The organism is Bacteroides sp., assembly GCF_030151085.1.
GTDB lineage: Bacteria > Bacteroidota > Bacteroidia > Bacteroidales > Bacteroidaceae > Bacteroides.
In genome coordinates this window covers 1-24,633 of record NZ_JASLER010000003.1, presented here as the reverse complement: position 1 = coordinate 24,633, position 24,633 = coordinate 1, and the positions used below count along the sequence as shown (strand labels likewise).

The 24,633-nt window shown below is 42.2% G+C and carries 13 protein-coding genes; 10 read left to right on the top strand and 3 right to left on the bottom strand.

From position 1 onward, the window contains the following. Positions 1-60: 60 nt before the first annotated feature. The 5 genes from Q1W14_RS00815 to Q1W14_RS00795 all read left to right on the top strand — a co-directional run bounded on the left by Q1W14_RS00815 (position 61) and on the right by Q1W14_RS00795 (position 11,231). Complete coding sequence (locus Q1W14_RS00815) at positions 61-1,518, top strand: aminoacyl-histidine dipeptidase (protein ID WP_300698304.1); 1,458 nt, start codon at positions 61-63, stop codon at positions 1,516-1,518. An 806-nt stretch (positions 1,519-2,324) separates the two neighbouring features. Beyond that, on the top strand, positions 2,325-8,180 hold the full coding sequence (locus Q1W14_RS00810; protein ID WP_300698302.1) for an alpha-2-macroglobulin family protein: 5,856 nt from the start codon (positions 2,325-2,327) through the stop codon (positions 8,178-8,180). Between the two features lie 149 nt (positions 8,181-8,329). Next, positions 8,330-9,403: a DUF1573 domain-containing protein gene (locus Q1W14_RS00805; RefSeq protein ID WP_300698300.1), complete on the top strand. Its 1,074-nt coding sequence runs from the start codon at positions 8,330-8,332 to the stop codon at positions 9,401-9,403. A gap of 104 nt (positions 9,404-9,507) precedes the next feature. Continuing rightward, entirely contained in the window at positions 9,508-10,605 is a 1,098-nt protein-coding gene (meaB, locus tag Q1W14_RS00800) for a methylmalonyl Co-A mutase-associated GTPase MeaB (RefSeq protein WP_300698298.1), read from the top strand. A 35-nt stretch (positions 10,606-10,640) separates the two neighbouring features. Beyond that, entirely contained in the window at positions 10,641-11,231 is a 591-nt protein-coding gene (locus tag Q1W14_RS00795; protein WP_300698296.1) for a Crp/Fnr family transcriptional regulator, read from the top strand. On the opposite strand, the gene Q1W14_RS00790 is transcribed toward Q1W14_RS00795, so the two are convergent. Continuing rightward, entirely contained in the window at positions 11,226-12,137 is a 912-nt protein-coding gene (locus Q1W14_RS00790) for a DMT family transporter (protein WP_300698294.1), read from the bottom strand. The genes Q1W14_RS00795 and Q1W14_RS00790 overlap by 6 nt on opposite strands. A 117-nt stretch (positions 12,138-12,254) precedes the next feature. On the opposite strand from Q1W14_RS00790, the gene Q1W14_RS00785 reads away from it, so the two are divergent. From Q1W14_RS00785 to Q1W14_RS00770, 4 genes are all read left to right on the top strand, one after another. Continuing rightward, positions 12,255-14,339, top strand: coding sequence for a HAMP domain-containing sensor histidine kinase (locus tag Q1W14_RS00785; protein ID WP_300698292.1), 2,085 nt, complete (start codon positions 12,255-12,257; stop codon positions 14,337-14,339). A 75-nt stretch (positions 14,340-14,414) separates the two neighbouring features. Beyond that, the gene (locus Q1W14_RS00780; RefSeq protein ID WP_300698290.1) at positions 14,415-15,242 is read left to right on the top strand and encodes an AAA family ATPase; all 828 of its coding nucleotides are present in this window, start codon (positions 14,415-14,417) and stop codon (positions 15,240-15,242) included. Positions 15,243-15,338: 96 nt separating this feature from the next. Beyond that, complete coding sequence (locus Q1W14_RS00775; protein WP_300698289.1) at positions 15,339-16,343, top strand: DUF4435 domain-containing protein; 1,005 nt, start codon at positions 15,339-15,341, stop codon at positions 16,341-16,343. Between the two features lie 29 nt (positions 16,344-16,372). Beyond that, positions 16,373-17,626, top strand: coding sequence for a mechanosensitive ion channel domain-containing protein (locus Q1W14_RS00770; RefSeq protein WP_300698288.1), 1,254 nt, complete (start codon positions 16,373-16,375; stop codon positions 17,624-17,626). Positions 17,627-17,937: 311 nt separating this feature from the next. Here Q1W14_RS00770 and Q1W14_RS00765 read toward each other — a convergent pair whose 3' ends face one another. Both Q1W14_RS00765 and Q1W14_RS00760 read right to left on the bottom strand, forming a co-directional pair. After that, the gene (locus Q1W14_RS00765; protein ID WP_300698286.1) at positions 17,938-19,104 is read right to left on the bottom strand and encodes a hypothetical protein; all 1,167 of its coding nucleotides are present in this window, start codon (positions 19,102-19,104) and stop codon (positions 17,938-17,940) included. A 44-nt stretch (positions 19,105-19,148) separates the two neighbouring features. Beyond that, positions 19,149-21,854 carry a TonB-dependent receptor gene (locus Q1W14_RS00760; protein WP_300698284.1) on the bottom strand — a complete coding sequence of 902 codons (2,706 nt, stop codon included), beginning with the start codon at positions 21,852-21,854 and terminating at the stop codon, positions 19,149-19,151. 217 nt (positions 21,855-22,071) lie between these two features. Here Q1W14_RS00760 and Q1W14_RS00755 point away from each other — a divergent pair. Next, the coding region (locus tag Q1W14_RS00755; protein WP_300698282.1) for a histidine kinase dimerization/phospho-acceptor domain-containing protein at positions 22,072-24,633 on the top strand (2,562 nt) is incomplete at its 3' end.

The window sequence follows — 24,633 nt, the reverse complement described above, 5'->3', positions numbered from 1 at the left end:
TATTTATTGTGAGTTCTCTGAATAAACAAGTATATTTGCGAAAACTAACTTTTTAGAACTATGAGTACAATCTTAAATTTAACTCCACAGAATGTGTGGAAGCATTTCTATTCATTGACCCAAATACCCCGTCCGTCAGGACACATGGAAAAGATTACCGAGTTTTTGGTTAATTTCGGTAAGGGGTTGGGTTTGGAATCATTTGTCGACGAAATAGGCAATGTGATTATCCGTAAACCTGCCACTCCGGGTATGGAAAACCGTAAAGGCGTAATCCTTCAGGCACACATGGATATGGTGCCTCAAAAGAATAACGATACCGTCCACGATTTTGCAAAAGATCCTATCCAAACTTATATTGATGGCGATTGGGTGAAAGCAAAAGGTACTACTCTGGGTGCAGATAACGGTTTGGGGGTAGCTGCTATTATGGCTGTTCTTGAAGACAAGAATTTGAAGCATGGTCCACTGGAAGCATTGATTACCAAAGACGAAGAAACAGGTATGTACGGTGCATTCGGATTGAAACCCGGAACTATGAAGGGTGAAATCCTGCTGAACCTTGACTCTGAGGATGAAGGTGAACTTTATATCGGTTGTGCAGGTGGCATTGACATCTCAGCTACATTAGAGTATAAGGAAGAAGAACCGGTTGATGGTTTCGTTGCTCGCAAAATAACCTTGAAAGGTTTGCGTGGCGGTCACTCCGGTTTGGAAATCAATCAGGGACGTGGCAATGCCAACAAGTTGCTGGCGCGTATCGTGCACGATTTATTGATTGAGTTCGATTCACAACTGGCAAGTTTTGAAGGTGGAAATATGCGTAATGCCATTCCGCGTGAAGCACATGCCGTATTGGTGTTCAATCCTGAAGATATGGATGGATTGGAAGACTATATTAAGGAATATGAAGCTCAACTCAATGCCGAATATGCTTCCATTGAAAGCGATATAACATTGAAAATGGAAGATGTAGTAGTTCCTGCCTCAGTAGTTCCGACAGAAATCCAGGATAATTTGATTAATGTCTTGGTGGCTTGTCAAAATGGCGTAATGCGTATGATACCTACTGTACCCGATACAGTGGAGACTTCCTCCAATCTGGCAATTGTGACTATTATTGGTGGTAAAGCTGCGATTCATATTCTGGCTCGTAGTTCTTGCGACACCATGAAGGACTTTTTGGCAGACAGCTTGAGTGCATGTTTTGCTATGGCAGGTATGAAGGTGGAATTGAGTGGCGCTTATTCCGGTTGGCAACCTAACGTTGATTCACCGATTCTGCATGCCATGAAGCAGTCCTATAAACAACAATTCGGTGTAGAACCTGCTGTGAAAGTTATCCATGCCGGTTTGGAGTGTGGTATTATCGGTGCCAATTGCCCGGGGCTTGATATGATTTCATTTGGTCCGACATTGCGTTCTCCCCACTCACCCGACGAACGTGTTTTGATTTCTACCGTACCTAAATTCTATGACTTCTTGGTAGCTACATTGGAACAGACTCCGGAAAAGTAATTGATATATAATATATAAATAAGAATAGGCAGGATGCTTTAGGGTATCCTGCCTATTTTGTTTATGACAGCTTGCCTTTTGTCTACCGAAAAGACCCCGCTATCCCGCCATAGTATGTCAAAAACATTGCAATAAATGGATACTAATTGACCTAAGTCAAGAAAATGTGTTTTAAAACATGTTTTCCTTGGGTTTATGCTTGCGTTTCTGAACAAAGGCTCTAATTTTGTGTTGTAAAACATAGGAATGATAAGATAAAAGATTGGATTTTAAGGATAACAAAATTGATTTTAGGAGGATAACAAAATGAAAATGTTAAAGAATTTATTTAGTCACATCGGTGGAGCCGATAAGAACATTTGGGGTTATGTAATGCTCTAAGCATGCATCCCCGTTTAGTTAAGTATTGAATTTTGATTTTCAGGTATTAGTTTAATTTTTTTAAGGTTATGAAGAAGAAGATAATGAAGACTTTGAGAAGCATTCTTGCTGAGGTAGGTAGGAATGAAGCATTATCAATGGGTTATACCCTGAAGAAGTAAAGTACACAAGGTATTAGTTTAATTTTTAAGGTTATGAAAAAGAAGATTGTGAATTCGTTTAAAACGATTCTTACCAAAGCGGGTAAGAACTGGATGGAGGCAATGAAATACTATAGTCTCCAAATGTGAGCACACTAACTTAATTTTAGAATAGAGGATATGCTTTCAAAGCATAATCCTCTATTTTTTTTGCCCAAAACTGCGATTGTTTAAACATTATTCGTTTTCTTTGTTATTAATACAAAGACTAAGAAACGAATAATCATGAATAAAATTCAAAGATTTTGTAATTTGCTGCTGTTGCTGACTGTTTTTGGATTGTCGGCAGTGCATGCACAATCGTATGATAAGTTGTGGAAACAAGTAGAACTGGCTCAGAAGCAGAGTCTGCCACAAACTGTAATAAAGCTAACCGATGAAATTTATCGGAAAAGCGAACGGGAGCAAAATGCTCCACAAATGTTGAAGGCTTATCTGTGTAAGGAAACCTATCAGCAGAGTCTGACTCCAGACAGTATTTATTCCAATCTCAGGAATATGGAACGTTGGGTGCTAACGGAGAAAAATCCGGTTAACAAAGCTATTTTACACTCTTTGTTGGCGCGCGAGTATGCCGATTTGATGCAGAATAATCGTCGTGCTCTGCTTCCGAGAACTTTACTGGATGTCGATGAGGCTCCCGGCGATGTTCGTGAGTGGAGTACCAATCAGTTTGTGAGCAAGATAGACGAACATAATAATGCGTCTTTACAAGACTCGCCTGTATTACTCGAAACTTCTGCCGAGAAATTCATCCCTTTTATTATCCTTGAGGATGGAAGTCGTTTCTACAAGCACGATATGTATCATTTGCTGGCAAGTCGTGCCATCTCTACTTACAATGATTTAAGTGGTTTTAATGTAGATACTTTGATATGTGCACGCATAAATACGATTTATGAGAATATGATAAATGCCTACCGTCATCGTGCAAGTTCGGAAGATGCCGTTTTGCTCTGCTCGCTGGACTATTGGGATTGGAAAGTGACGAATGGTACTGGTAATGAACCTTATCAAACTTATCGTATTCGGAAAGAACAAATAGATAAAGCACATATCCAGGCACTGAATGACTTGATTCAAGAATATGGCAATCGTGAAGTATGTGCAGAGGTGTATATTAAAAAAGCAATCTGGCTGCGTACGGATGGAGAAGGGCGTAGCGTTGCCGAGGCGCTGAAGGTTTGTGATGAAGGGTTAAAGCGTTATCCATCCTACAAACGCATTAATGAACTGAAGAATATCCGAGAGCAAATATTACAACCGGAACTTGTTGTAACTACCCGTGAGAGTGCTTATCCTGGTGATTCGGTAAATATGAATATTAATTTCAGTAATTTATCCGGGTTTACCTTGAACTTGTATGCCACTACTTTGAACAAAGTACCTTATATGGATCATGGTATCAATAAAGATACTTACAAGAAATATGCAAGGAAACTATCTTCCACGCATTATGATTTACAACCGTTACCGGGCAAAGGTAAGTTGACCGAGGACGTGCCTTACCTTTCTACGGATACTGTATTTAAGTTTAAAATACCTCAGGAAACAGGTGTATATATTCTTCAGATTGTGCCGGACGTCGGTACAACCCCTACTGAAGATAAATTCTTGGTATCTACCCGTTTCAAAGTGCTGACACTGAATCTGGGAGACGGACGCATGGAAGTTACTACCTTGGATGCTTCTAGTGGACAGCCGATTGCCGATGCAAAAGTGAGTTTCTATTCTTCTTACAATGAAGAGAATCGAAAACTTTTGGCAGAACTTGTTACTGATGCAGGTGGAAAAGCTGTGCTACCTTGGCAGAAGGGGATCAGTAGTTATGTAGCAAGTAAGGGTAAGGATACTGCGATGATGCCGCAGTCTGTTTATATGAACCGTCCAAATAACGATAATAAAGAGGTTGACTGGAAGACAATAGCTTTGCTGACCGACCGCTCTCTTTATCGTCCGGGACAAACTGTTTATATAAAAGGTATAGCCTATAAACAGAATAATGACAGTGCTCATGTACTGGAAGGCATTAATTATGAAGTTGTACTATTAGATACTAATCGTAAAGTACTTGCTACTAAGAAAGTACGGACAAATGATTTTGGTTCCTTCACCACAGAGTTTGTGCTCCCGGCGGCTTGTCTCAATGGTATGTTCAGTGTGCAGACTAACGATCCCCGATCTACCGTTTCTTTTAGAGTGGAAGAATATAAACGACCTACTTTCGAAATAACCTTTACGCCGGTTTCGGAAGCGTATCGGCTAGGTGACAAAGTCCTATTGAAAGGAAACGTTAAAGCTTTCAATGGAATGATGGTACAAGATGTACCGCTGGCTTATACCGTGAATCGCCGTAATCCTAGACTGAGTTATTGGAGTGGTTCGGAGAAGCCATTGCTTGCCGATACCATACAACTGAATGCCAACGGTGATTTTGCCATTCCTTTGACCTTGGATGCACCTATTGAGAATGAAGGCAGATTTGGGAATGTCTATACGTATAGTGTAGAAGCCGTTGTGACGGACGAAGCTGGTGAAACACAAACAGCATCCTATAATCTGCTGGCAGGATCTAAAGCCTATTCGTTCAATGTCAATTTACCTCAATATATATGCAAAGAAGATAGCATGTTCTTTACTTTTGGTGTGGATAATATAATGAGTATTCCTCAGAATATTAAAGGCACTTACAAACTATATTCGTTTGCGGATATGATTGAGAATTCTAAAAAAGAACCGAAGCAAGTAGTACTTGAGGGAGACTTTATTGCTAATCAGCGCCAAGACTTCTCTGCATGGAGCAAACTGCCTTCAGGAAACTATAGTTTAGAACTTTCTGTTCGTGATAGTTTGGGTCGTGAGGAGAATAGCGGAGAGTATTCAAGCAATCGTTTCTTACTTTTCTCAAAGAAAGATACACGTCCGGCTGCATTTACAAATTTCTTCTATTATAAAGAAAATGAAGAGTTCGATGCACAACATCCTGCTGCTTTCCTTTTAGGAACTTCTTATAAAGATGCTTACGTACTTATGGATGTTTTCTGTGATCAGAAACGTATTGAGAGTCGTGCGCTTCAATTGAATGATACGATTATCCGTATGGAGTACCCTTATAAAGAATCGTATGGCAATGGAGTATCTATACTTTTCAACTTTGTAAAAGGTGGGGAAATGTATAGCCAACAAATCTATCTGAAAAAACGGCAACCGGAACGCACTCTTGATATGAAGTGGGAAGTATTCCGTGACCGTTTGCATCCCGGACAGGAAGAAGAATGGAAACTTGTTATAAAGACTCCGCAAGGCATGCCTGCAGCTGCTGAAATGTTGGCAACCATGTATGACGCCTCGTTAGACAAGATTTTTAAGCGTAATCAGCTATTGCGAGTATTCTATCCGGATAATCTTTATAGTGTTTACCGTAATGCGAGTTATTTTAATAATAGCTATTTCTCAATCTACTTCCCGTTAAAAGCTTGGAGAGTACCGAAGTGGAGGTATGATTATTTCTATTCTCCTTATGGTAAAGTAGAAAATTTGTCCCAGATTGTAGAGGATGGTACCCGTATAGAGGCTACTGTAATGAGTTATAGAAGTGATACTAAATCGACTACTGGCGGACTGAAAATACGAGGAGCAGCAAATATGGCTGCTAAAGCGGGAGCCGTTCAAGAAGAAGCTGAGGATAATTTGGTAACTGACGTTGTTTTTGAATCGGAAAAGATTCCTGTTGGTAGAGAAACTTTGCAGTCAGTTCCCGGTCTTCGCACTAACTTTGCAGAAACAGCCTTCTTCTATCCGCAACTTCGTACAAACGAGTTGGGAGAAGTTGCTTTCTCCTTCACCATGCCTCAGAGTCTGACTCGGTGGAACTTCTGTGGTTACTCGCATACTAAGAACATGATGACGGGAATGCTCGATGCAACAGCCGTCACTGCTAAGGAATTTATGCTAACCCCAAATATGCCTCGCTTTGTCCGTGTAGGTGACGAGACCCAAATTGCCGCTACTATTTCTAATTTGTCGGGCAAGGCAGTAAAGGGAACGGCTACATTCACGCTTTTTGACCCCATGACGGAGAAGATTATTTCTTCCCAGCGTCAGAAATTCTCTGTAGAAGCTGGAAGAACAACGGCCGTTAACTTCCATTTTGAAACGACCGACCGGTATGATCTGCTTGGTGTACGCATGGTAGCGGATGGTGGTACGTTCAGTGATGGCGAACAACATCTTTTGCCTATATTAAGCAATAAAGACTTTATTACCGAAACGCTTGCCATGCCTATTCGTGGTGAAGAAACCCGTACATTCTCATTGGATAGCCTATTCAATCATAATGCCCGTACAGCAACCGAACGTCGTTTGACGGTAGAGTTTACCGGAAATCCTGCTTGGTATGCTGTGCAAGCTTTGCCGGTACTGAGTTTGCCATCAACAGACAATGCTATATCATGGGCTACAGCTTATTATGCCAATAGCTTGGCTGGTTATATTGCCAATAGCCAGCCAAGCATCAAAGCAGTATTTGACAGTTGGAAACTGGCAGGTGGAACTAAAAATACTTTCCTCAGCCAGTTGGAGAATAATCAGGATGTGAAGAATATCTTACTCGATGAATCACCTTGGTTACTGGAAGCTACTACCGAGGCGGAACAACAAGCACGTATTGCTACTTTGTTCGACGTCAATCAAATGAATGGCCGGAATCTTTCAGCTTTCACCAAGTTAAAAGAACTACAGGGCGAAGATGGTGGATGGAGTTGGTATAAAGGTATGTCCGGTAGTCAATATATTACCGGTTATATCACCGAATTACTAGTACGTCTTCCTTTAATGACTAAAGAACAACTTCCTTCGGAAGTAGTTGCAATGAAACAGAAAGCCTTTGACTTTCTGCATAAGCAAGCATTGGAGGAATACCGTATGATTCGCAAGGCGGAAAAGGACGGCGCAAAGATTACCACTATTTCCGATGCTACCATGAATTACCTTTATCTGGTAGCCCTCGGTAACGAAAAGGTACCTGCTGCAAATGAAGCTGCCTACCGCTACTTTCTCTCTATGGTAAGTCGTAATCTAGAGAATGGAACGATGGTATGTAAGGCACAGTCTGCCATTATCCTGTTGAAAGCCGGACGTACAAGCCAAGCTAATGAGTTTGTAGCATCCATCAAGGAACACTTAGTGCAAACGAATGAAATGGGTGCACATTTTGCTTTCTATGCCAATCCGTATGCTTGGGGAATGTTGCCTATACCTGCTCATGTTGAAGTAATGGAAGCACTGCTTATGGCAGGTGGAAACGAAACATTGGTAGAAGAAATGAAACTTTGGTTGCTGAAACAAAAGCAGACCACCAGTTGGGATTCTCCGATAGCTACGGCAGATGCTGTATATGCTTTGCTTTGCCAAGGTAGTGATTTGTTGGATAATCGTGGAGATGTACGCATCACTTTGGGTAATAAAGTAATGGAAACTCTTTCACCGGCAAAGACTGCTGTTCCCGGATTGGGATATATAAAGGAAACCTTTACACAAGGCAGTCCTGAACTAAAAGCTAAATCCATAACAGTAGAGAAACGAGATGCCGGTATAGCTTGGGGTGCTGTTTATGCCCAATACCTTTCACCTATATCCGATGTAAAACAACAAGGTGGTGAGTTGAATATTGAAAAGAAGTTGTATATAGAACGTATTGCTGCCGATGGAAAGAAGTCCTTGCAGCCAATTGCTGATGCTACTCAATTGTCCGTTGGTGACAAAGTCGTTTCACGCCTGACCATCAGCTTGGATCGTGCTATGGATTTCATTCAATTGAAAGATCAGCGTGGCGCTTGCTTCGAACCGGTAGGAGCTCTTTCCGGTTATCGATGGAATAATGGTTTCGGCTATTTTGTGGAAGTCGAAGATGCTGCGACCAACTTCTTCTTCGATCATCTGGGTAAGGGTGTCTATGTGCTGGAACATAGTTATCGCATAGCTCGTGGTGGAACGTATGAAGCCGGTCTGGCTACCATACAGTGTGCATACGCTCCGGAATATGCTTCACATTCGACTGGCGGAACTGTAGTTATAAAGTAATAGAGAAACTTAAATAGTGATTAGTGTTTAGTGATAAGTGATTTGAAGGAATAAGCAAATCACTTATCACTAAACACTAATCACTATTTATTTTAGGTACTCTCAACGAAAACTCCTATTTTTGTGCAGCTAATTTAGAAACAAAATAAATGAAACGTATCTTTACTACTTTATATGCACTTGCTGCTGTGGCATTGGTAGCTGTGGCACAGCCGCGCTTTACCTCTAATACCGAAATGCATAGTTTCGGTCAGATAGAATGGAAACATCCGGTGACGGCACAATATACCATTACAAATACAGGTGACCAACCTTTGGTACTTACTGAAGTTGAGCCGGATTGTGCGTGCTCAATAGCCCAATGGACTAAAACACCAATTGCTCCGGGAGCAAAAGGTACTGTTAATGTTACTTTCGATGCGGAGGCATTGGGACACTTTCAGAAATCCGTAGCAATCTATACGAATGCTCAACCTCATTTGGTCTATTTGAAGTTTAACGGTGAAGTGGTACAGGAAATCAAAGACTTTACCAAGACACATCCTTATCTGATAGGTCAGATACGTATTGATAAGAACAGCCTTGATTTTCCGGATATACACCACGGTGAACGTCCCGTTATCCATATTGGTGTAGTAAATCTTTCAGATCGTCCTTATGAGCCGGTTTTGATGCACCTGCCTCCTTATTTGGAAATGGAAGTGAAGCCTGATGTTTTGCAGAAAGGAGAAAGAGGTGTTATTACTCTTACTTTGAACTCAGAAAAACTGACTGATTTTGGACTTACACAAGCTTCTGTTTATCTGGCCCGTTTTGCAGGTGACAAGGTAGGAGAAGAAAATGAAATTCCTGTTTCCGCTATTCTTTTGCCGGATTTCTCAGGTATGACTGCTACTGAAAAGGCGAATGCACCTGCTGTTAGTCTGTCTGCCAAGGATATTGATATGAGTGCAGTGCTGACGAAGAAGTCGAAAGCCCGCCAGGATATTACTGTAACCAATACCGGTCTCTCTCCTTTGCAAATAAGCAAGCTGCAAGTATTCCATCCGGCAGTAGGTGTTAGTTTGAAGAAGAGTGTGTTGCAACCGGGCGAAAGTACCCGTCTACGTGTAACGGTTGAAAAGAAAAATATCGGTAAAAAGCGTCGTCATCTTCGTTTCTTGATGATAACTAACGATCCGATGCAGCCGAAGGTTGAGATTAATATTAAAGCAAAACAATAAAAAGTTATGAGTTGTTAGTTATAAGTTATTTGTTTATATTCTTAATAGAGTAGTAGTATACAAAAAACTTATAACTAACAACTCATAACTAATAATGGAGCATTATGGAACATCCGGAAAATAATGAAGCATACAAAGGCTTGGTTGTCAATGCAGGCATTGAGCAACCGTCATCTGTGAATCCTTATCTGAAACGGAAAGCAAAGAAACGCCAGCTTACTGTTTCGGAATTTGTAGAGGGCATTGTAAAAGGCGATATTACAATATTGAGTCAAGCGGTAACATTGGTGGAAAGCGTGAAACCGGAACATCAAGCTGTGGCGCAAGAAGTGATAGAAAGATGTTTGCCTTATTCGGGGAACTCTGTTCGTATTGGCATCAGTGGTGTGCCGGGGGCTGGTAAGAGTACTTCTATTGATGTCTTCGGTCTGCATATTTTAGAGAAATATGCAGGAAAACTGGCTGTTCTTGCCATCGACCCTAGTAGCGAACGCAGTAAAGGCAGTATCTTGGGTGACAAGACGCGTATGGAGAAACTTTCTGTGCATCCCGATTCGTTTATTCGTCCCAGCCCCTCAGCAGGTTCATTGGGAGGTGTAGCTCGAAAGACACGTGAGACAATTGTTCTTTGTGAAGCTGCCGGTTTTGATAAAATATTTGTTGAAACCGTCGGGGTAGGGCAAAGTGAAACAGCCGTGCACTCTATGGTGGATTTCTTTTTGCTTATTCAACTTGCTGGAACCGGAGACGAACTGCAAGGTATCAAACGCGGTATCATGGAGATGGCGGATGGCATTGTTATCAACAAAGCCGATGGTGACAATCTGGACCGTGCTAAGTTAGCGGCTGCCCAGTTCCGTAATGCTTTACATCTTTTCCCTGCTCCTGATAGTGGATGGACACCTCAGGTTCTTACCTATTCAGGTTTTTATGGCTTGGGCATAAAAGAGGTTTGGGATATGGTATATCAGTATATTGACTTTGTAAAGGAGAATGGTTACTTTGAGTTCCGTCGTAATGAACAAAGTAAATATTGGATGTATGAGACAATTAACGAACAGCTCCGTGATAGTTTTTATCACAATGCCAAAATTGAGTCCATGCTGGCTGATAAAGAGTCACAGGTACTGCAAGGCAATCTTACTTCGTTCGTTGCTGCCAAGAAGCTACTCGATACCTATTTTGAAGAACTGAAAGGGTAATGAGTAGTCTTTAATTTATCCTACCATTAATATCTATGACTAACACTTACGAAGACAATATGGGAATAGCGCGGCGGTTTACCCGCCGCCTTCATGAACTCCCTTCCGAGGAGTTAGAACTAATAGCCGGTTTGTTTGTGCGCCATGAAGTGCATAAAGGAGAACTATTACTCAGTGAAAAAGATATAGCCAAAGATATTATTTTTGTAGAAAAGGGATTGCTCCGTCAGTTTTATTTTAAGGAAGGACGTGATATTACTGAGAATTTTGCGTGCGACGGAGATGGTGCCATGTGCATTGTCAGTCTGTTTACAGGACACCGGAACTGCCTGCAACTGGAATCTTTGGAGGAAGGAGTGATTTGGGCTATATCGTATGCAGGCTTAGTTGAGTTATCCGAGCGTTACTTACATATTGCTCGTTTTCATCGGCACTTGCTGGAAGGTTCACTTATTCTATCTCAATATAAAGCAGACTCTTGGCGCTTCGAAACATCGCGTGAACGGTATGCACGTTTCTTGAAAGATTATCCCCAAGTTGCCAAACGGGCATCAGTCAATCATATTGCATCTTATCTGTTAATGACGCCGGAGTCTTTGAGCCGGGTGCGTGCCGGAGTACTATAGCTTTTTCCCTTCTTGCTCGAAATCTTTACGTGACTTACTTTGAGTCACGATATATACCCCGAGGAATACTAAAGCAATGGCAATCCCTTTTTCCAGATTGAACGTCCCCATCCCCAAAATGATAGCAGCGGTTGAGGCTACAATGGGTTGCATATAGTTGTACATACTCACTACGGTGGGGCGCATCAGTCTTTGAGCGGTCATGATAAATATATAAGCAAGAAAACTGCCTCCTATTACTACATAACTGACCTGTAAGAATGCAGCTGACGATATTCCACTCCACTCAATGGCTGCTACATCACGGTAAGAGAAGGGGATATAACACATGGAGGCGTAGATAAACATCCATTTATTCAGGGTGATGGGAGAGTACTTCTGCGATAGTCCCTTGAATACAGTAAGGTAGATAGAGAAACTGATCTGTGCTACCAGACAAAGAAGATCGCCGATGATACTGCCGTTGCCGCTACTGGCACTTTGACTGCTTATGATAAGTATCAGTGCTCCCATGGCTCCAACAAAAATGCCTAGTACTTTCTTGTTTGTAATGGGTTCTTTCAAATAGAGAGCTGCAACAATCATGGTGACGATGGGTAAGGTCGTTGTCACAATAGAAGCATCTATAGGAGAGGTTAAGGAGAGTCCAAAGATATAAACTCCTTGGTTAAAAACCAATGCAAACAAAGAAGCAAAAAATATCTTCAGCATATCACGATGATCGACTTGCTCTCGCTTGAAGAAGAGGGATAGCAACCAGAAACAGGCTGCTGCTCCTACCATACGAAAGGTTGTTACTGACAACGGAGAGAATTCCATCAAAGCCGATTTGCCAATAGGAGCCATTAATCCCCATAATATGTTTGCGGTCAGAGCATATATATGCCCTTGAATATTTTTGTTCATAATTTGTATTATTGGGCTGCAAAAGAACAACTATTTTCTGAGATAAGAAACATCTGTTCTTCTTTTTTATTTTCTATCTTTGTGGCTAAAGTGGCAAAAACAATAAATTGTCCGAATATGAAAAATTATCTGATACTGGTGAAAGTCGCAATTGCAGTATGTGCTTTCTTATTCTCTATACAAGATATCCATTCGCAGGAATTGGACGTCAAGCAAATCCAAAACCGCCTACTGGATTCTCTTCGTAGTAATATCCTCAACGAACGGCAGCAAATGGAATGTTATGTGGATCTTTATGATTTGTCTGACGACAGTAATAGTCAGTCTGCTTATATCCGCGAGGTTTTGAATCGGGCTTTACGGTTGAAAGATCAGGAATACATTTTTGAAACACTGGATATACTTTGCCGCATTCATAAAGACACTCCTGATTCCTTACGTTATTATCAACATATAGGAGAAGAATGTCTGAAGGGAGACTATCGGAACTTCTGTATGGCATGGCTCAAGGCCTACCCGTCTGTCCGCAAGATGGATGAGGCTGATAAACCCGATGAGGCAAATGGTGAAATTTCCCGCTACAAACAACATAAGACTAATCTTTCGGATAAGCCGCAAGAGGTGAGATGGGAGATGATTCTTTGTTCGGCTATGGAATGCGTGGAATATTTCTCGCCCGGAGTTATTCGTTCAGAAGACCGTATTACACATTTAGAAAACATTCATCGGCTGGTTAGCGAACTTCCTTTTGGAGTTTCTTACAAATTCAATTGGTACTATCTGACACGCTTAGAGTTCATTTACCGTACTATGAACCGGGCGGATGGCGGTGCCAAAGCGGTGAAGACTTTGGATGAACTGGAGCGGCTTTATGATACCCAGTTCGAACGACCTTTTTATAAGAGAAGGCCTTACCTCCGTATCCGTGATCGTGAATCGTTGCGTATAGGTGTCTATTGCGAATTACTTTACTTGGGAGAGGCTATCGGCAGAAAGAGGGCGGACGAGATTTATCTTCGGATGAAAGAATACTATCAGCCTCTGAAATCTGAAGAAAGCAGGAGGGATTTCTTGTCTTCTGTCTTGCCCTATTACTCTTATACGGAACAGTATGACCTAGCACTGCAAGGTGTTAACGAATTGCTGGCACAGACCGACTCGACCGATATGAACAGGCGGACTGAACTGCTGGCAAAGAAAATAGAACTGATAACGCGCTGGAAGCAGCACTACGAAGAGGGTTTCAACGCTTTCTGGGAATATAACTCGCTTATGGACCGTACTCGGATGGAAGAGACTGATGAGAAACTGGCAGAGATGCGCTCATTGTTTGAGGTAGATAAACTGAAGATAGAACAAGCTGAACTCCAGGCACATTATCATCGTATCGCTTTAGTGGCTGCTCTTGTATTGTCATTTGTCTTCCTTGCGTGGGGATTTTATCAATATTGGCTGAAGCGGAGGCTGAAAGCTGCCCAGCGGGCTTTGCTCTTGGCGAACGAGAAAGTGGCCGAAGAAAGTGAACGAGCCAAGGCTAGCGATCGTATGAAGACGGAGTTCCTCCAGTCTATGTCTCACGAGATACGTACTCCGCTTAATTCCATCTGTGGTTTCAGTGCCCTGTTGCTGAACGAAGACATAGATACGGAAGAGAAAAAGGTATTCCCTGCCATCATAGAAAAAAACTCCCGCCAGCTGACGGACTTGTTCGAGAGTATCTTACAGGTGTCGGATTTAAGCAGTTCATTGGAACTGTTTCCCATGGAGCAGGTGGATATCCTGCCGGATTGTATCGAACTTTTTGAGGCATATAAGCAGAAAACCAGTGCACGCGGACTGACCTGTGTGTTTGATAGTGTCTTGACACAATGCCTGATAAACACGAACGTCCTCTATCTGAAATACGTTGTGGAACATCTTCTGGGCAATGCTGCCAAATTCACCGAAGCCGGAAGCATCCGTATGAGCTTGGAGCGTATAGATGACAAAGTGCGTATCAGCATAGCCGATACGGGAGTGGGGGTTCCGGCAGATAAGGCTGGGTATATCTTCGGCCGTTTCACCAAACTGGATGACTTTATGCCGGGCACCGGACTGGGACTCTATTCATGTCGCCTCATTGTCAACCGGTTGGGTGGTTCTGTTTATTTGGATACCTCCTATCAAGGCGGTGCCTGTTTTTGCATAGAATTGCCGGGCTAGGGACGATTTTATGTTCAGAAGAGTGCATAATCAGAGATAATACTCTATATTTGTTTCCATTAAACCTAAGAAATCATGGAAGTACAGGCCGATTATATTAAACGTATTGAGATACACGGATTGTGGCATCGGTACAATATAGCTTGGGATTTGCGTCCCGACGTAAACATTCTTTCGGGTATTAACGGAGTGGGGAAGACTACCATTCTTAATCGTTCGGTAGGGTATCTTGAACAAACTTCCGGTGAAGTAAAAAGTGACGAGAAGAATGGTGTGCATGTCTTCTTCGACAACCCTCAGGCTACTTATATTCCATACGATGTTATTCGTAGTTATGACCGTCCGCTTATTATGGGAGACTTTACAGCCCGCATGGCAGATCCGGAAGTAAAATCGGAACTGGACTGGCAGATATATTTGCTTCAACGCCGATTTCTGGATTATCAAGTGAATATAGGCAATAAAATGATTGAATTGCTGAATGGTACTGAGGAACAACGTTCACAGGCTTCTTCTCTTTCTACTCCGAAACGGACATTTCAGGACTTGATTGATGAATTATTCAGTTATACCCGTAAGAAGATAGATCGTAAAAGTAATGACATTGTTTTCTATCAGGATGGGGAGAAATTATCTCCTTATAAACTTTCTTCCGGTGAGAAGCAAATGCTTGTCATACTGCTGACAGTCTTGGTGCGCGATGGTGGCCATTGTGTTCTGTTTATGGATGAACCGGAAGCTTCACTTCATATAGAATGGCAACAGAAGCTTATAGGCATGATACGCGAACTCAATCCGAATCTTCAGCTTATCTTGACTACACACTCACCTGCCGTCATTATGGAAGGCTGGCTGGATGCGGTGACGGAAGTAAGCGAAATCAGTACAGTGATTAGTGGTTAGTGATTAGTGATTTATTGATGATTCCTTTCAATACAAATCATGTAATCCTGAAACACACGCTAATCACTAATCACTAACCACTAATCACTATTTTCCGTGGCAATATCTTTAAAAAATAATCTGACTTCGGCTTATCTGGATGCCGCACACAAGCTCTCGCCAAAGAAGGCTAAGAGACGTATTGTGGCTTATGTGGAGAGTTATGACGATGTAGCTTTTTGGCGGACGTTGTTGGCGGAGTTTGAAAACGAAGAACGTTATTTTCAGGTTATGCTTCCTTCGGCTACCTCGTTGGCTAAAGGGAAAAAAATGGTATTAATGAATACGCTGAACACGACAGAATTGGGAAGGAGCCTGATAGCTTGTGTCGATAGTGATTATGACTTCCTGTTACAAGGAGCTACCAACGTATCCCGGAAGATAAACCGCAACCCTTATATATTCCAGACATACGGATATGCCATTGAGAATTTTCACTGTTTTGCTGAATCTCTTCGTGAGGTCTGTGTGCAAGCTACGCTGAATGACCGTTTTATTCTGGACTTCCCGGCATTCTTAAAGCGTTATTCACAGATTGCTTATCCACTGTTCTTATGGAATGTTTGGTTCTATCGCCAGCATGATACCCATACCTTCCCTATGTACGATTTCAATGCTTGCGTACGTTTGCAGGATGTAAATATCCGTCATCCATACAAGTGTCTGGACGAGATGCAGCGCTCGGTGTCGGCAAAGCTCTCAGAATTGCAAACCCGCTTTCCGCAGAACATAGAAAATGTGGAGCATTTGAAAGAAGATTTGCAAAAGTTAGGGCTGACTCCCGATACTGCTTATCTGTATATACAAGGACATCACATTATGGATTGTGTAGTTTTGAAAATCCTTATACCTGTATGTACGGTTCTACGTCGTGAACGGGAACAAGAGATAAAGCGCTTGGCAGAGCATAATGAACAATTCCGTAATGAGTTTACCGGTTATGAGAATAGCCAGGTCAATGTCGCTTTAATGTTAAAGAAAAACAGTGGTTACAAGAACCTTTATCTTTACCAGTGGTTGAAAGAAGATATAAAGGAGTTCTTGGAGCGGGAGAAACTCTGAGCAATAATAACCTATCTAAATAATCGTTTATGGATATATTGAGAGATATAGATGAGCTTCTTATTTCTTGGGGCATGATCCCTTCTTTAGCGAAAGCACTCGATCAGTATATTGCTTTTGCTATTGTTTTGATTATTGCATTTGCGGCCGATGCAGTATGCAGGCATATTCTTTTGAAGGCTGTGGCACATTTGGTAAGGAAGACAAAGGCTACTTGGGATGACATCGTATTCGACCATAGAGTAATGGTACATGTCAGTCGTATGGTTGCACCGATCATTATCTATATATTTATTCCTGTGGCTTTTGCCGATACAAATTCTGCGACTTTAGCATTCTTGCAGCGCATTTGCCTGATCTATATTATTATTACATTCCTTAGTTTTATCAATTCTCTTCTGAAGGCTGTTTATACGGTATATAGTGAAAGGGAACAACTTCGCGACCGTCCTTTGAAAGGTATGCTGCAAACAGTGCAGGTTACCCTTTGGTTTGTGGGGGCTATCATCGTGGTGAGCATTCTTATTAATAAGTCACCCGTTTCTTTACTGGCAGGTTTGGGAGCTTCAGCAGCTATTTTGATGTTGGTATTCAAGGATAGTATTATGGGATTTGTTTCCGGCGTGCAACTTTCTGCTAACGATATGTTGAAGGTGGGCGATTGGATTGCGATGCCTAAATATGGTGCGGATGGAACAGTGATTGAGGTGACCTTGAATACGGTGAAAGTGCGCAATTGGGACAATACGATTACCACCATTCCTCCTTATCTGCTTGTCAGCGATTCTTTCCAGAACTGGCGTGGTATGAAGGAAAGTGGAGGACGGCGTGTGAAGCGTTCCATCAATATCGATATGACCAGTGTTAAGTTCTGTACTCCGGAGATGTTGGCAAAGTATCGTAAAATCCGTCTACTGAGAGACTATGTGGAACATACGGAGCAGGTTATTGAAGAGTATAACGAAGAGAACCACATTGATAACTCCATTCTCGTCAATGGCCGCCGCCAGACCAATTTAGGTGTATTTCGTGCCTATCTGACTGCTTATCTGAAAAGCCTTCCCGATGTAAACCAGGAGCTTACTTGCATGGTGCGTCAGCTGCAACCCACCGATCACGGAATTCCGATGGAACTTTATTTCTTCTGTTCTATTAAGGATTGGGTGCCTTATGAAGGAGTACAAGCCGATGTCTTCGATCATGTACTTGCCATTATCCCGGAATTTGATTTGCAAGTATTCCAGTCTCCGTCAGGTAGGGATTTTCAAAGGGCTTTCTCCTGAGAAGGTCTTCGGCTTTCAACGGTTTCCGATTCTCAATAGCTTCTTGTTCCCGGAGGTTTCTTATTCCAGCCGGTTAAACTCCTATATCTATTGTATCTCTCATTAGGACTTAGTACCTCTAATCCGTATATTGAGAGGACATAATATCCCCATCTTTTAGAGTAAAAGACCCGGATCTTTTACTCTAAAAGATGGGGAACTATTGCATAAAAAGACCCGGATCTTTTGGGGTAAAACATCCGGGTCTTTTGCTATCTCAGTCGTAATATGAAGCGGGTTAAGCTATGGACTGTGGGGGGTAGCGTGTGTGTTTACTTCACCCAGTTGCCTGCCATCCAGTCGCATTCGGCTTTAATAGCAGCAAAAGAGGTGTATTTCAGATTGGCGTCAATGGTGTTTCCGGCAGCTACAAAAGCATCGTTGGTATAGATACCTTTTTCGTTTTTCAAAGCGGAATCAACCGTCATATTAGAGAGTTTGGAAGTACCTGCCAACAGGGCTTTTTCGGTCTCTTCACTTTCCAGGGTAACGGCATTTCCCTTACCGCAAACTTTGGCGTTGTCTATGGTGACTTGAGTGCCTCGACGCAGACGGATACCACGTTTGTTTTCTGTAGAGCCGTTGCCTACGAGAATGAGGTTCTTCAGTGTCGGGTGAGCTATCGGTGTAGCGGCAAAGTCATTTTCGTAGTTATCTGCTTCGATGAGGCAGTCGCAGTCATAACCCAATGTGGCTTGCGGTTCCTGATAGGCTACGAGGTTTGTAGCTGTGCCTCTCCAACCTTCTGTCCAGTCATAAGAGTCGTCACTACAGCTTACTACAACCATGTTGCTGATATTAACCGTACCGCCGAAGAATTCGAAACCATCATCAGAACCTTTGTAGGCTTCGCAATGATTTACGGTAGTTCCGCTGCCTACGCCATAGAAGGTGATACCATTGGCTTCTTTTTCCGGGTTGAATGCGTAACCGCTATATTCCACACGTACATATTTCAGTGTACCGGAGTTGTCGGCATCATCCTTACCGCCGTATGCAGCATCGCCGATTTCGGATATGCCGGAGCCGACATTGGTTTGTGCCTTGCCGCAAATGTGGATACCACCCCATGCACCCGGTTCAGTCACGTCGCTGGTCATTACGATAGGCTTATCTGCGGTACCAACAGCATTGATTTTACCGCCTTGTTTGACAAGGATATAATCTACAATGTCGTCATCGCCGATAGCGGTGATTGTCACACCTTCTTGGATATGCAGAGTGGCACCGTTTTCTACGATATACTCACCGCTTAGTTTGTAAGAATTACCAGCTTTCAATGTTACGTCCGAGGTAACTGTGCCTTTCAGGGTTGCGCCATTTTCTACTTCATTACCATTATTTTCTCCATCCCCATTGCTATCATCGCTGCATGCGGTGAAGAAAGACATTCCGGCTAACATTGCCAGAGAACACAATTTCCAGTTTAATGATTTCATACTAATTGAATTAATTAAGTGTTATTAATACTGTAACTATCTATTTAAAAGTTGTAGCTTGCGCCTACCTCGAAGCTGGTGCCTCGTTTATAGCGTTCCACTTCTATATTTTGTCCTGTTTTGGGTACATCTTGATTGAAGATAATAGCACGATTCAGCAGGTCGTTCACTTGTAGCTTCATGCTGAAATGCTTGTTGAAGTTGTAACCGGCGTTGAAGTTCAGTGTGTGTACAGCTTGTTGCTTCACGTCGCCAAGCCCGGAAATCCCTACTGAATGAATGCGGCTGCCTTGTAGGTTGTATAGCAATGCCAGGTTCAACTGACGCTCTTCTCCGAAGCGTGGGGAGTAGGTGAGGTCTGCATTCACGAGGATGGGCGATGCACCTTGCAGAGAACGTTCTTTGTTGGTATAAGCACCACTTTCGGGCAACTTTACGTTAGTGTACATATAGCTGACATTGGCGCCTAGTCGCAGATCGCGTACCAACTGCTTGCGGATTTCTACCTCTACACCACCTGCCATGCCGTTATCTGCATTGTTGAAAGAGTGTATCGTGCTTCCACCGTTGAGCATCTGTGTACGTTCTATAGGTTTGTCCAGGTACTTGAAGTAACCGGTAACGGAGAGCATGTCGCCGTTCTTCTTGAAGAGCTCGTAACGCAGGTCGAAGTTTAGATTATAGCCATTCTGCAAATCGGCATTACCACGTATCTGTGCCGAACCGTAGGATTCCTGATATAGGAATGGTGCCATTTCGATGAATGATGGGCGGGTGATGGTACGTGAAACAGAGAAGCGTACGCTGTTCTCTTCGTTCACCGCATATCTCAAGTTTAAGGTTGGAAAGAAGTCGTTTTTGTCCAGATCACGGCGTTTGGAATACTTTTCACCTCCGTCTGTGGCATATTTCACCCACTGTTTGCTGATCTCGTATCTTACGCCGAGGTTCACCAGCATGGATTCCATAGGGTAGAAGTCGGTAACTATATAACCGGCATAGATGTCATTACCTGCTTTGTAGGTTTCGTAGGGATACATGTAGCGTCCCACGGTGATATTGCCGTTGGCTATATTCTCTTGATTCAGAAAGCCGTCTGTGTCGTAAATGTTGTCAATGGTAGGTTTCAGCTTTCGCACATCGTAATAGAAGCGTGTACCTGCATAGTCCCGGTTCTTGTCCTTGTAATTGAAGCCTACTTTGACGAAGTTCTGTTCATTCCATCTCCATTTCAAACCAAGGTTGGCATTCCATTCTTCTTCATTCAGTTCGCCGAAGTAGCGTGCGGTTTCTTGTTGGTTCAGGGTGAAAAGGCTGAGACCTCCCTGACTGTTCTTGATGTACATCACTTGGCGGCGGTCGGGTTCTTCACTACCTGTTTTGCCGTAAGAACCTCCCCAAGTCAATTCCCACTGTTCGTCTTCACCGAAGTTGTGCAACCCGTTCAGTTGATGGTTTTGCAACGTATAGATATGGGTGACGTTGTTGCTTCCGGTCAGTTCATAGCCTTCAGAGTCTTCTCCCTCCCGGCGCTGGTAGGTATCACTGGCGTTGCGGGCATAAAAGAAGGTGTAACCGATTCGGTCATGCTTGCGTAGCGTATAGCCTAGATAGCCCAATGCTGCTAATTTCAATTCATCCGAATAACTGTCGTAGCTAAAGTTATCTAATGCGTTTCCATTTGCTTCCAGGGTTTTATAGAAGGAGTTGTTCATGTTCTGTTGCCCGTTACCGGCGCTGATGGAAGCAAGCATGCTCAATGTTTGGTTGCCGATGCCGATGTTCTTGCCGAAACCAATGTTACCACTCATTTCCGGTAAAGACGTTTTCTTGCTTACGGCAAACGAGGTGTTGAATATATTTTTGGTTTTTACGTATTCGTTAAACTCGGTCTTACTCATATTCAGTGCCGCCTGGTCCATAGACGGTGTTTGAAAGAGTGAACCGCTTCGATCCATCTGATAACGATCTTTACCCAAAGTATTGAATTTACCTCCTACGTTGAGGCTGATATTGAAGAAGTTGCTGGTAACATTTTCTTTCGTGTTGATGTCAATGTGTGCACCTGAGTAATCGGCGAAGGCACCGGCGTCATATACCTTGCTTACAGTAATGTTTTGTACGGTACTTGAGGGGAAAAGGTCAAGCGGGATCAGTTTGTTGTCCGGATTGGGTGAGGCGATGGGAAGTCCGTTCAGTGTGGTGGTGCTATATCGGTCGCCAAGTCCGCGTACAATAAGCTGTCCTGCACTGGCGATGGATATCCCCGTAATCTTCTTTACACCTTCTTCTACATTACTGATACCTTTGATTCCCATCTCCTTAGATCCGAGATTCTCAATGGAAAGAGTGGCTTTCTGCCGTTCCATCTGCAAGGCACGCTCACTTTCCAGATTCTTTTTGGCAACCACGCTGACTTCACCCAAAGCTTGTGCATCACTGTCCATCTCGAAGTTCAGGAGTGTTTCACCTTTTACTTTGGTAGCATCTAGGATGATGTCCTTGTAGCCGATGTATCTCACTGTCAGTGTATAAGTACCGTTCTTTATATCAAGCGAATAATGACCGTCGATGTCTGCTACGGCGCCCGATGTTGTTCCGGATATTTGTACGGTAGCTCCCGTTAACGGCTCTTTGGTTTGTTTGTCAATGACTGTTCCTTTGATGGTTCCCGCCATGGCGGCCATAGTGGAGAGTGTCAATAGTAAAATAAGGAAGAAAATCTTTCCTAAATCTAGTTTCATACTCATCTTTTATACGTTTCTTAAATCCGTTGCAAAGATGGGGCTGTGACATTACATGCTTAATACATATCTCATACAATTTATTTTCAATTTTATTACGCTTTCATTACACAATTCTTTTAGTGAGGTACTTCTTGTTAGCGAATAGAAATGCTGAATGAAAAAATAATATGAGCTATTGTTTATTAGAGTTTTATCTTTATTTTTGTAGCTTAAAACAAATATGAAATATATGACTGCTACTCATCTTGACGATAATGAGCGCTTTAAGCGTCTTTCTATTCTTGGACGCATAGGTTGGTGGGAAGCCGATTTTTCCACAAGACAGTTTGTGTGCTCAGATTATGTGTCTGAGATGTTCGAAATGGAGGGACAAATTTTGAGTTTTGCTGATTTTGCTCAAATGATTCGTGAAGATTACCGGAGTCGTATAACTCGTGAATTTCTTTCTATAGAATATCAGGATGTTTATGAGCAAACTTTTCCTGTTTATATTTCGGAAGGAATCGTTTGGATACACTCCCGTATGGGATATAAGGAGGAGGGGGCTGACGGATCGGTAAAAACCTTCGGAATATTACAGCGCGTAGATGCTCCTGACAATGAAGAAGGTAAGCAAATTATGCACCGGATAAACGATTTGATGTATCGCCAAAACTCAATCTCACAATCTTTATTCCGTTTTTTGAAGGATGAAGAAATAAACTCCGGAGTTTATGAAATATTGAAAGATATCCTTGACTTTTTTCATGGAAGCCGTGTTTATATCTTCGAGTATGAAGATGGTTATCTTTACCAGAATTGTACGTACGAAGTAGTAGCTCCGGGTGTACATCCTGAGAAAGAGGCTTTGCAGAAAATGGCTCTGAATGATTTACCGTGGTGGACATCTCAAATCCTTGACAAGAAACCCATCATACTGGAAACTTTGAAAGAAATCCCGGAGTCGGCACATGCGGAATATGAGGTACTAGCCGTGCAAAATATTAAATCTTTGATGGTAACCCCATTGATTGCCAATGATATAGTATGGGGATATCTGGGTGTTGACCTGGTTGATCGCTCAAAGATGTGGACAAATGAAGATTATCAGTGGTTAAGCTCATTGGCAAACATTATAAGTATCTGTATTGAACTGCGCAAAATTAAAGATGATGCTATTCGTGAACGGAGCTTTCTCGGTAATTTATTCCGTTTTATGCCCTTGGGATATGTTCGTTTGTCTGTTATTTGTGACGAGAATGAACGACCATACGATTATCGTGTAACAGATGCTAACGAAATTTTTACAGATTTATCGGGAGCACCTCTTTCTAGCTTCTTGGGGATGAAAGCATCAAGCCTTTATTCTGATCAGACTTTCAAAATACAACTGTTGAATGACATTCTGGACACCGGTACGTTTAAAGAGTTGGAAGAGACTTTTGAGAGAACAGGTAAACATTGCCATGTCGTAATATATTCTCCTGAAAAGAATGAGGTTGTAGCTTTGTTTCTCGATGTAACAGATTCCGTACAAACTCATCAGGCATTGGATCGTAGTGAGAAACTATTCAAAAATATATTTGCTAATATACCCGCCGGGGTAGAGATTTATGATAAAGAAGGTTGTCTGTTAGATCTTAATAATAAAGACATAGAAATTTTTGGTGTGCGGGATAAAGCTGATGTGCTTGGGGTCAATCTTTTTGAAAATCCTAATATACCCTCTGATATCATTGAGCAGATAAAGGCGAATGATGTTGTTGATTTTAGATTGGATTATGCATTTGATACGGCACTGAGTTATTATGATACCAACAAGAGTAATGTAATCAATCTTTATTCTAAGCTTAGTAAGATTTACGATAGTAACGGTTGCTTTACAGGATATGCATTGATTAATATTGATAATACAGAACGTATAGATGCTCTAAGTCGTATCAGTGACTTCGAAAACTTCTTTTTGTTGATATCCGAATATGCAAAGATTGGTTATGCTAAATTGAATATCGTTGACCGTAAGGGATATGCTATTAAGCAGTGGTTTAAAAATATGGGCGAAGACGAGAATGCTTCGTTAGCGGATATAGTAGGGATTTATGGGAAAATGCATCCGGAAGACCGGAAAAGCATGTTGGACTTTTACAAGAAAGCTCGTACCGGTGAAGCCAAATATTTCAAAGGTGAGATGCGTATTGCCCGTCCGGGAGAGAAGCATAAATGGAATTGGGTACGTACGAATTTGGCTGTGAACGTCTATGCACCGGAGAAAGGGCAGATTGAAATGATTGGCGTCAATTATGATATTACAGAGCTAAAAGAAACTGAAGCCATGTTGATTGAGGCCAAAGATAAAGCAGAGACTGCCGACCGGTTGAAGAGTGCTTTCCTTGCCAATATGAGCCATGAGATACGTACACCGCTGAATGCGATTGTCGGCTTTTCCAGTTTGCTGGGTGAAACCGAAGAGATTGAAGAGAGAAAGCGATATATGGCAATTGTTGAAGAGAATAATGAACTGTTATTGCAATTGATTTCTGATATTCTGGATTTGGCGAAGATAGAAGCCGGTACGTTCGATTTTGTAGAGAGGGAACTGGATGTTAATCTTTTGTGTGAAGACATTGTTCGTGTTATGCGCATGAAAGTAAAACCGGGTGTCGAGATTATATTTGACCGTCACTTGCCGGAATGCCAGATATTGAGTGACCGTAATCGTCTGAATCAGGTGATTGCTAATTTTGTGAACAATGCCATTAAGTTTACTTCTACGGGAAGCATTCGTGTAGGATATGATAAGATC

Bases quoted from the DNA above. Each gene is read 5' to 3' on its own strand.
- Q1W14_RS00805 (WP_300698300.1), top strand. From the start codon at position 8,330: ATGAAACGTATCTTTACTACTTTATATGCACTTGCTGCTGTGGCATTG.
- Q1W14_RS00795 (WP_300698296.1), top strand. From the start codon at position 10,641: ATGACTAACACTTACGAAGACAATATGGGAATAGCGCGGCGGTTTACC.
- Q1W14_RS00790 (WP_300698294.1), bottom strand. From the start codon at position 12,137: ATGAACAAAAATATTCAAGGGCATATATATGCTCTGACCGCAAACATA.
- Q1W14_RS00765 (WP_300698286.1), bottom strand. From the start codon at position 19,104: ATGAAATCATTAAACTGGAAATTGTGTTCTCTGGCAATGTTAGCCGGA.
- Q1W14_RS00810 (WP_300698302.1), top strand. From the start codon at position 2,325: ATGAATAAAATTCAAAGATTTTGTAATTTGCTGCTGTTGCTGACTGTT.
- meaB (WP_300698298.1), top strand. From the start codon at position 9,508: ATGGAACATCCGGAAAATAATGAAGCATACAAAGGCTTGGTTGTCAAT.
- Q1W14_RS00815 (WP_300698304.1), top strand. From the start codon at position 61: ATGAGTACAATCTTAAATTTAACTCCACAGAATGTGTGGAAGCATTTC.
- Q1W14_RS00780 (WP_300698290.1), top strand. From the start codon at position 14,415: ATGGAAGTACAGGCCGATTATATTAAACGTATTGAGATACACGGATTG.
- Q1W14_RS00785 (WP_300698292.1), top strand. From the start codon at position 12,255: ATGAAAAATTATCTGATACTGGTGAAAGTCGCAATTGCAGTATGTGCT.
- Q1W14_RS00770 (WP_300698288.1), top strand. From the start codon at position 16,373: ATGGATATATTGAGAGATATAGATGAGCTTCTTATTTCTTGGGGCATG.
- Q1W14_RS00760 (WP_300698284.1), bottom strand. From the start codon at position 21,854: ATGAGTATGAAACTAGATTTAGGAAAGATTTTCTTCCTTATTTTACTA.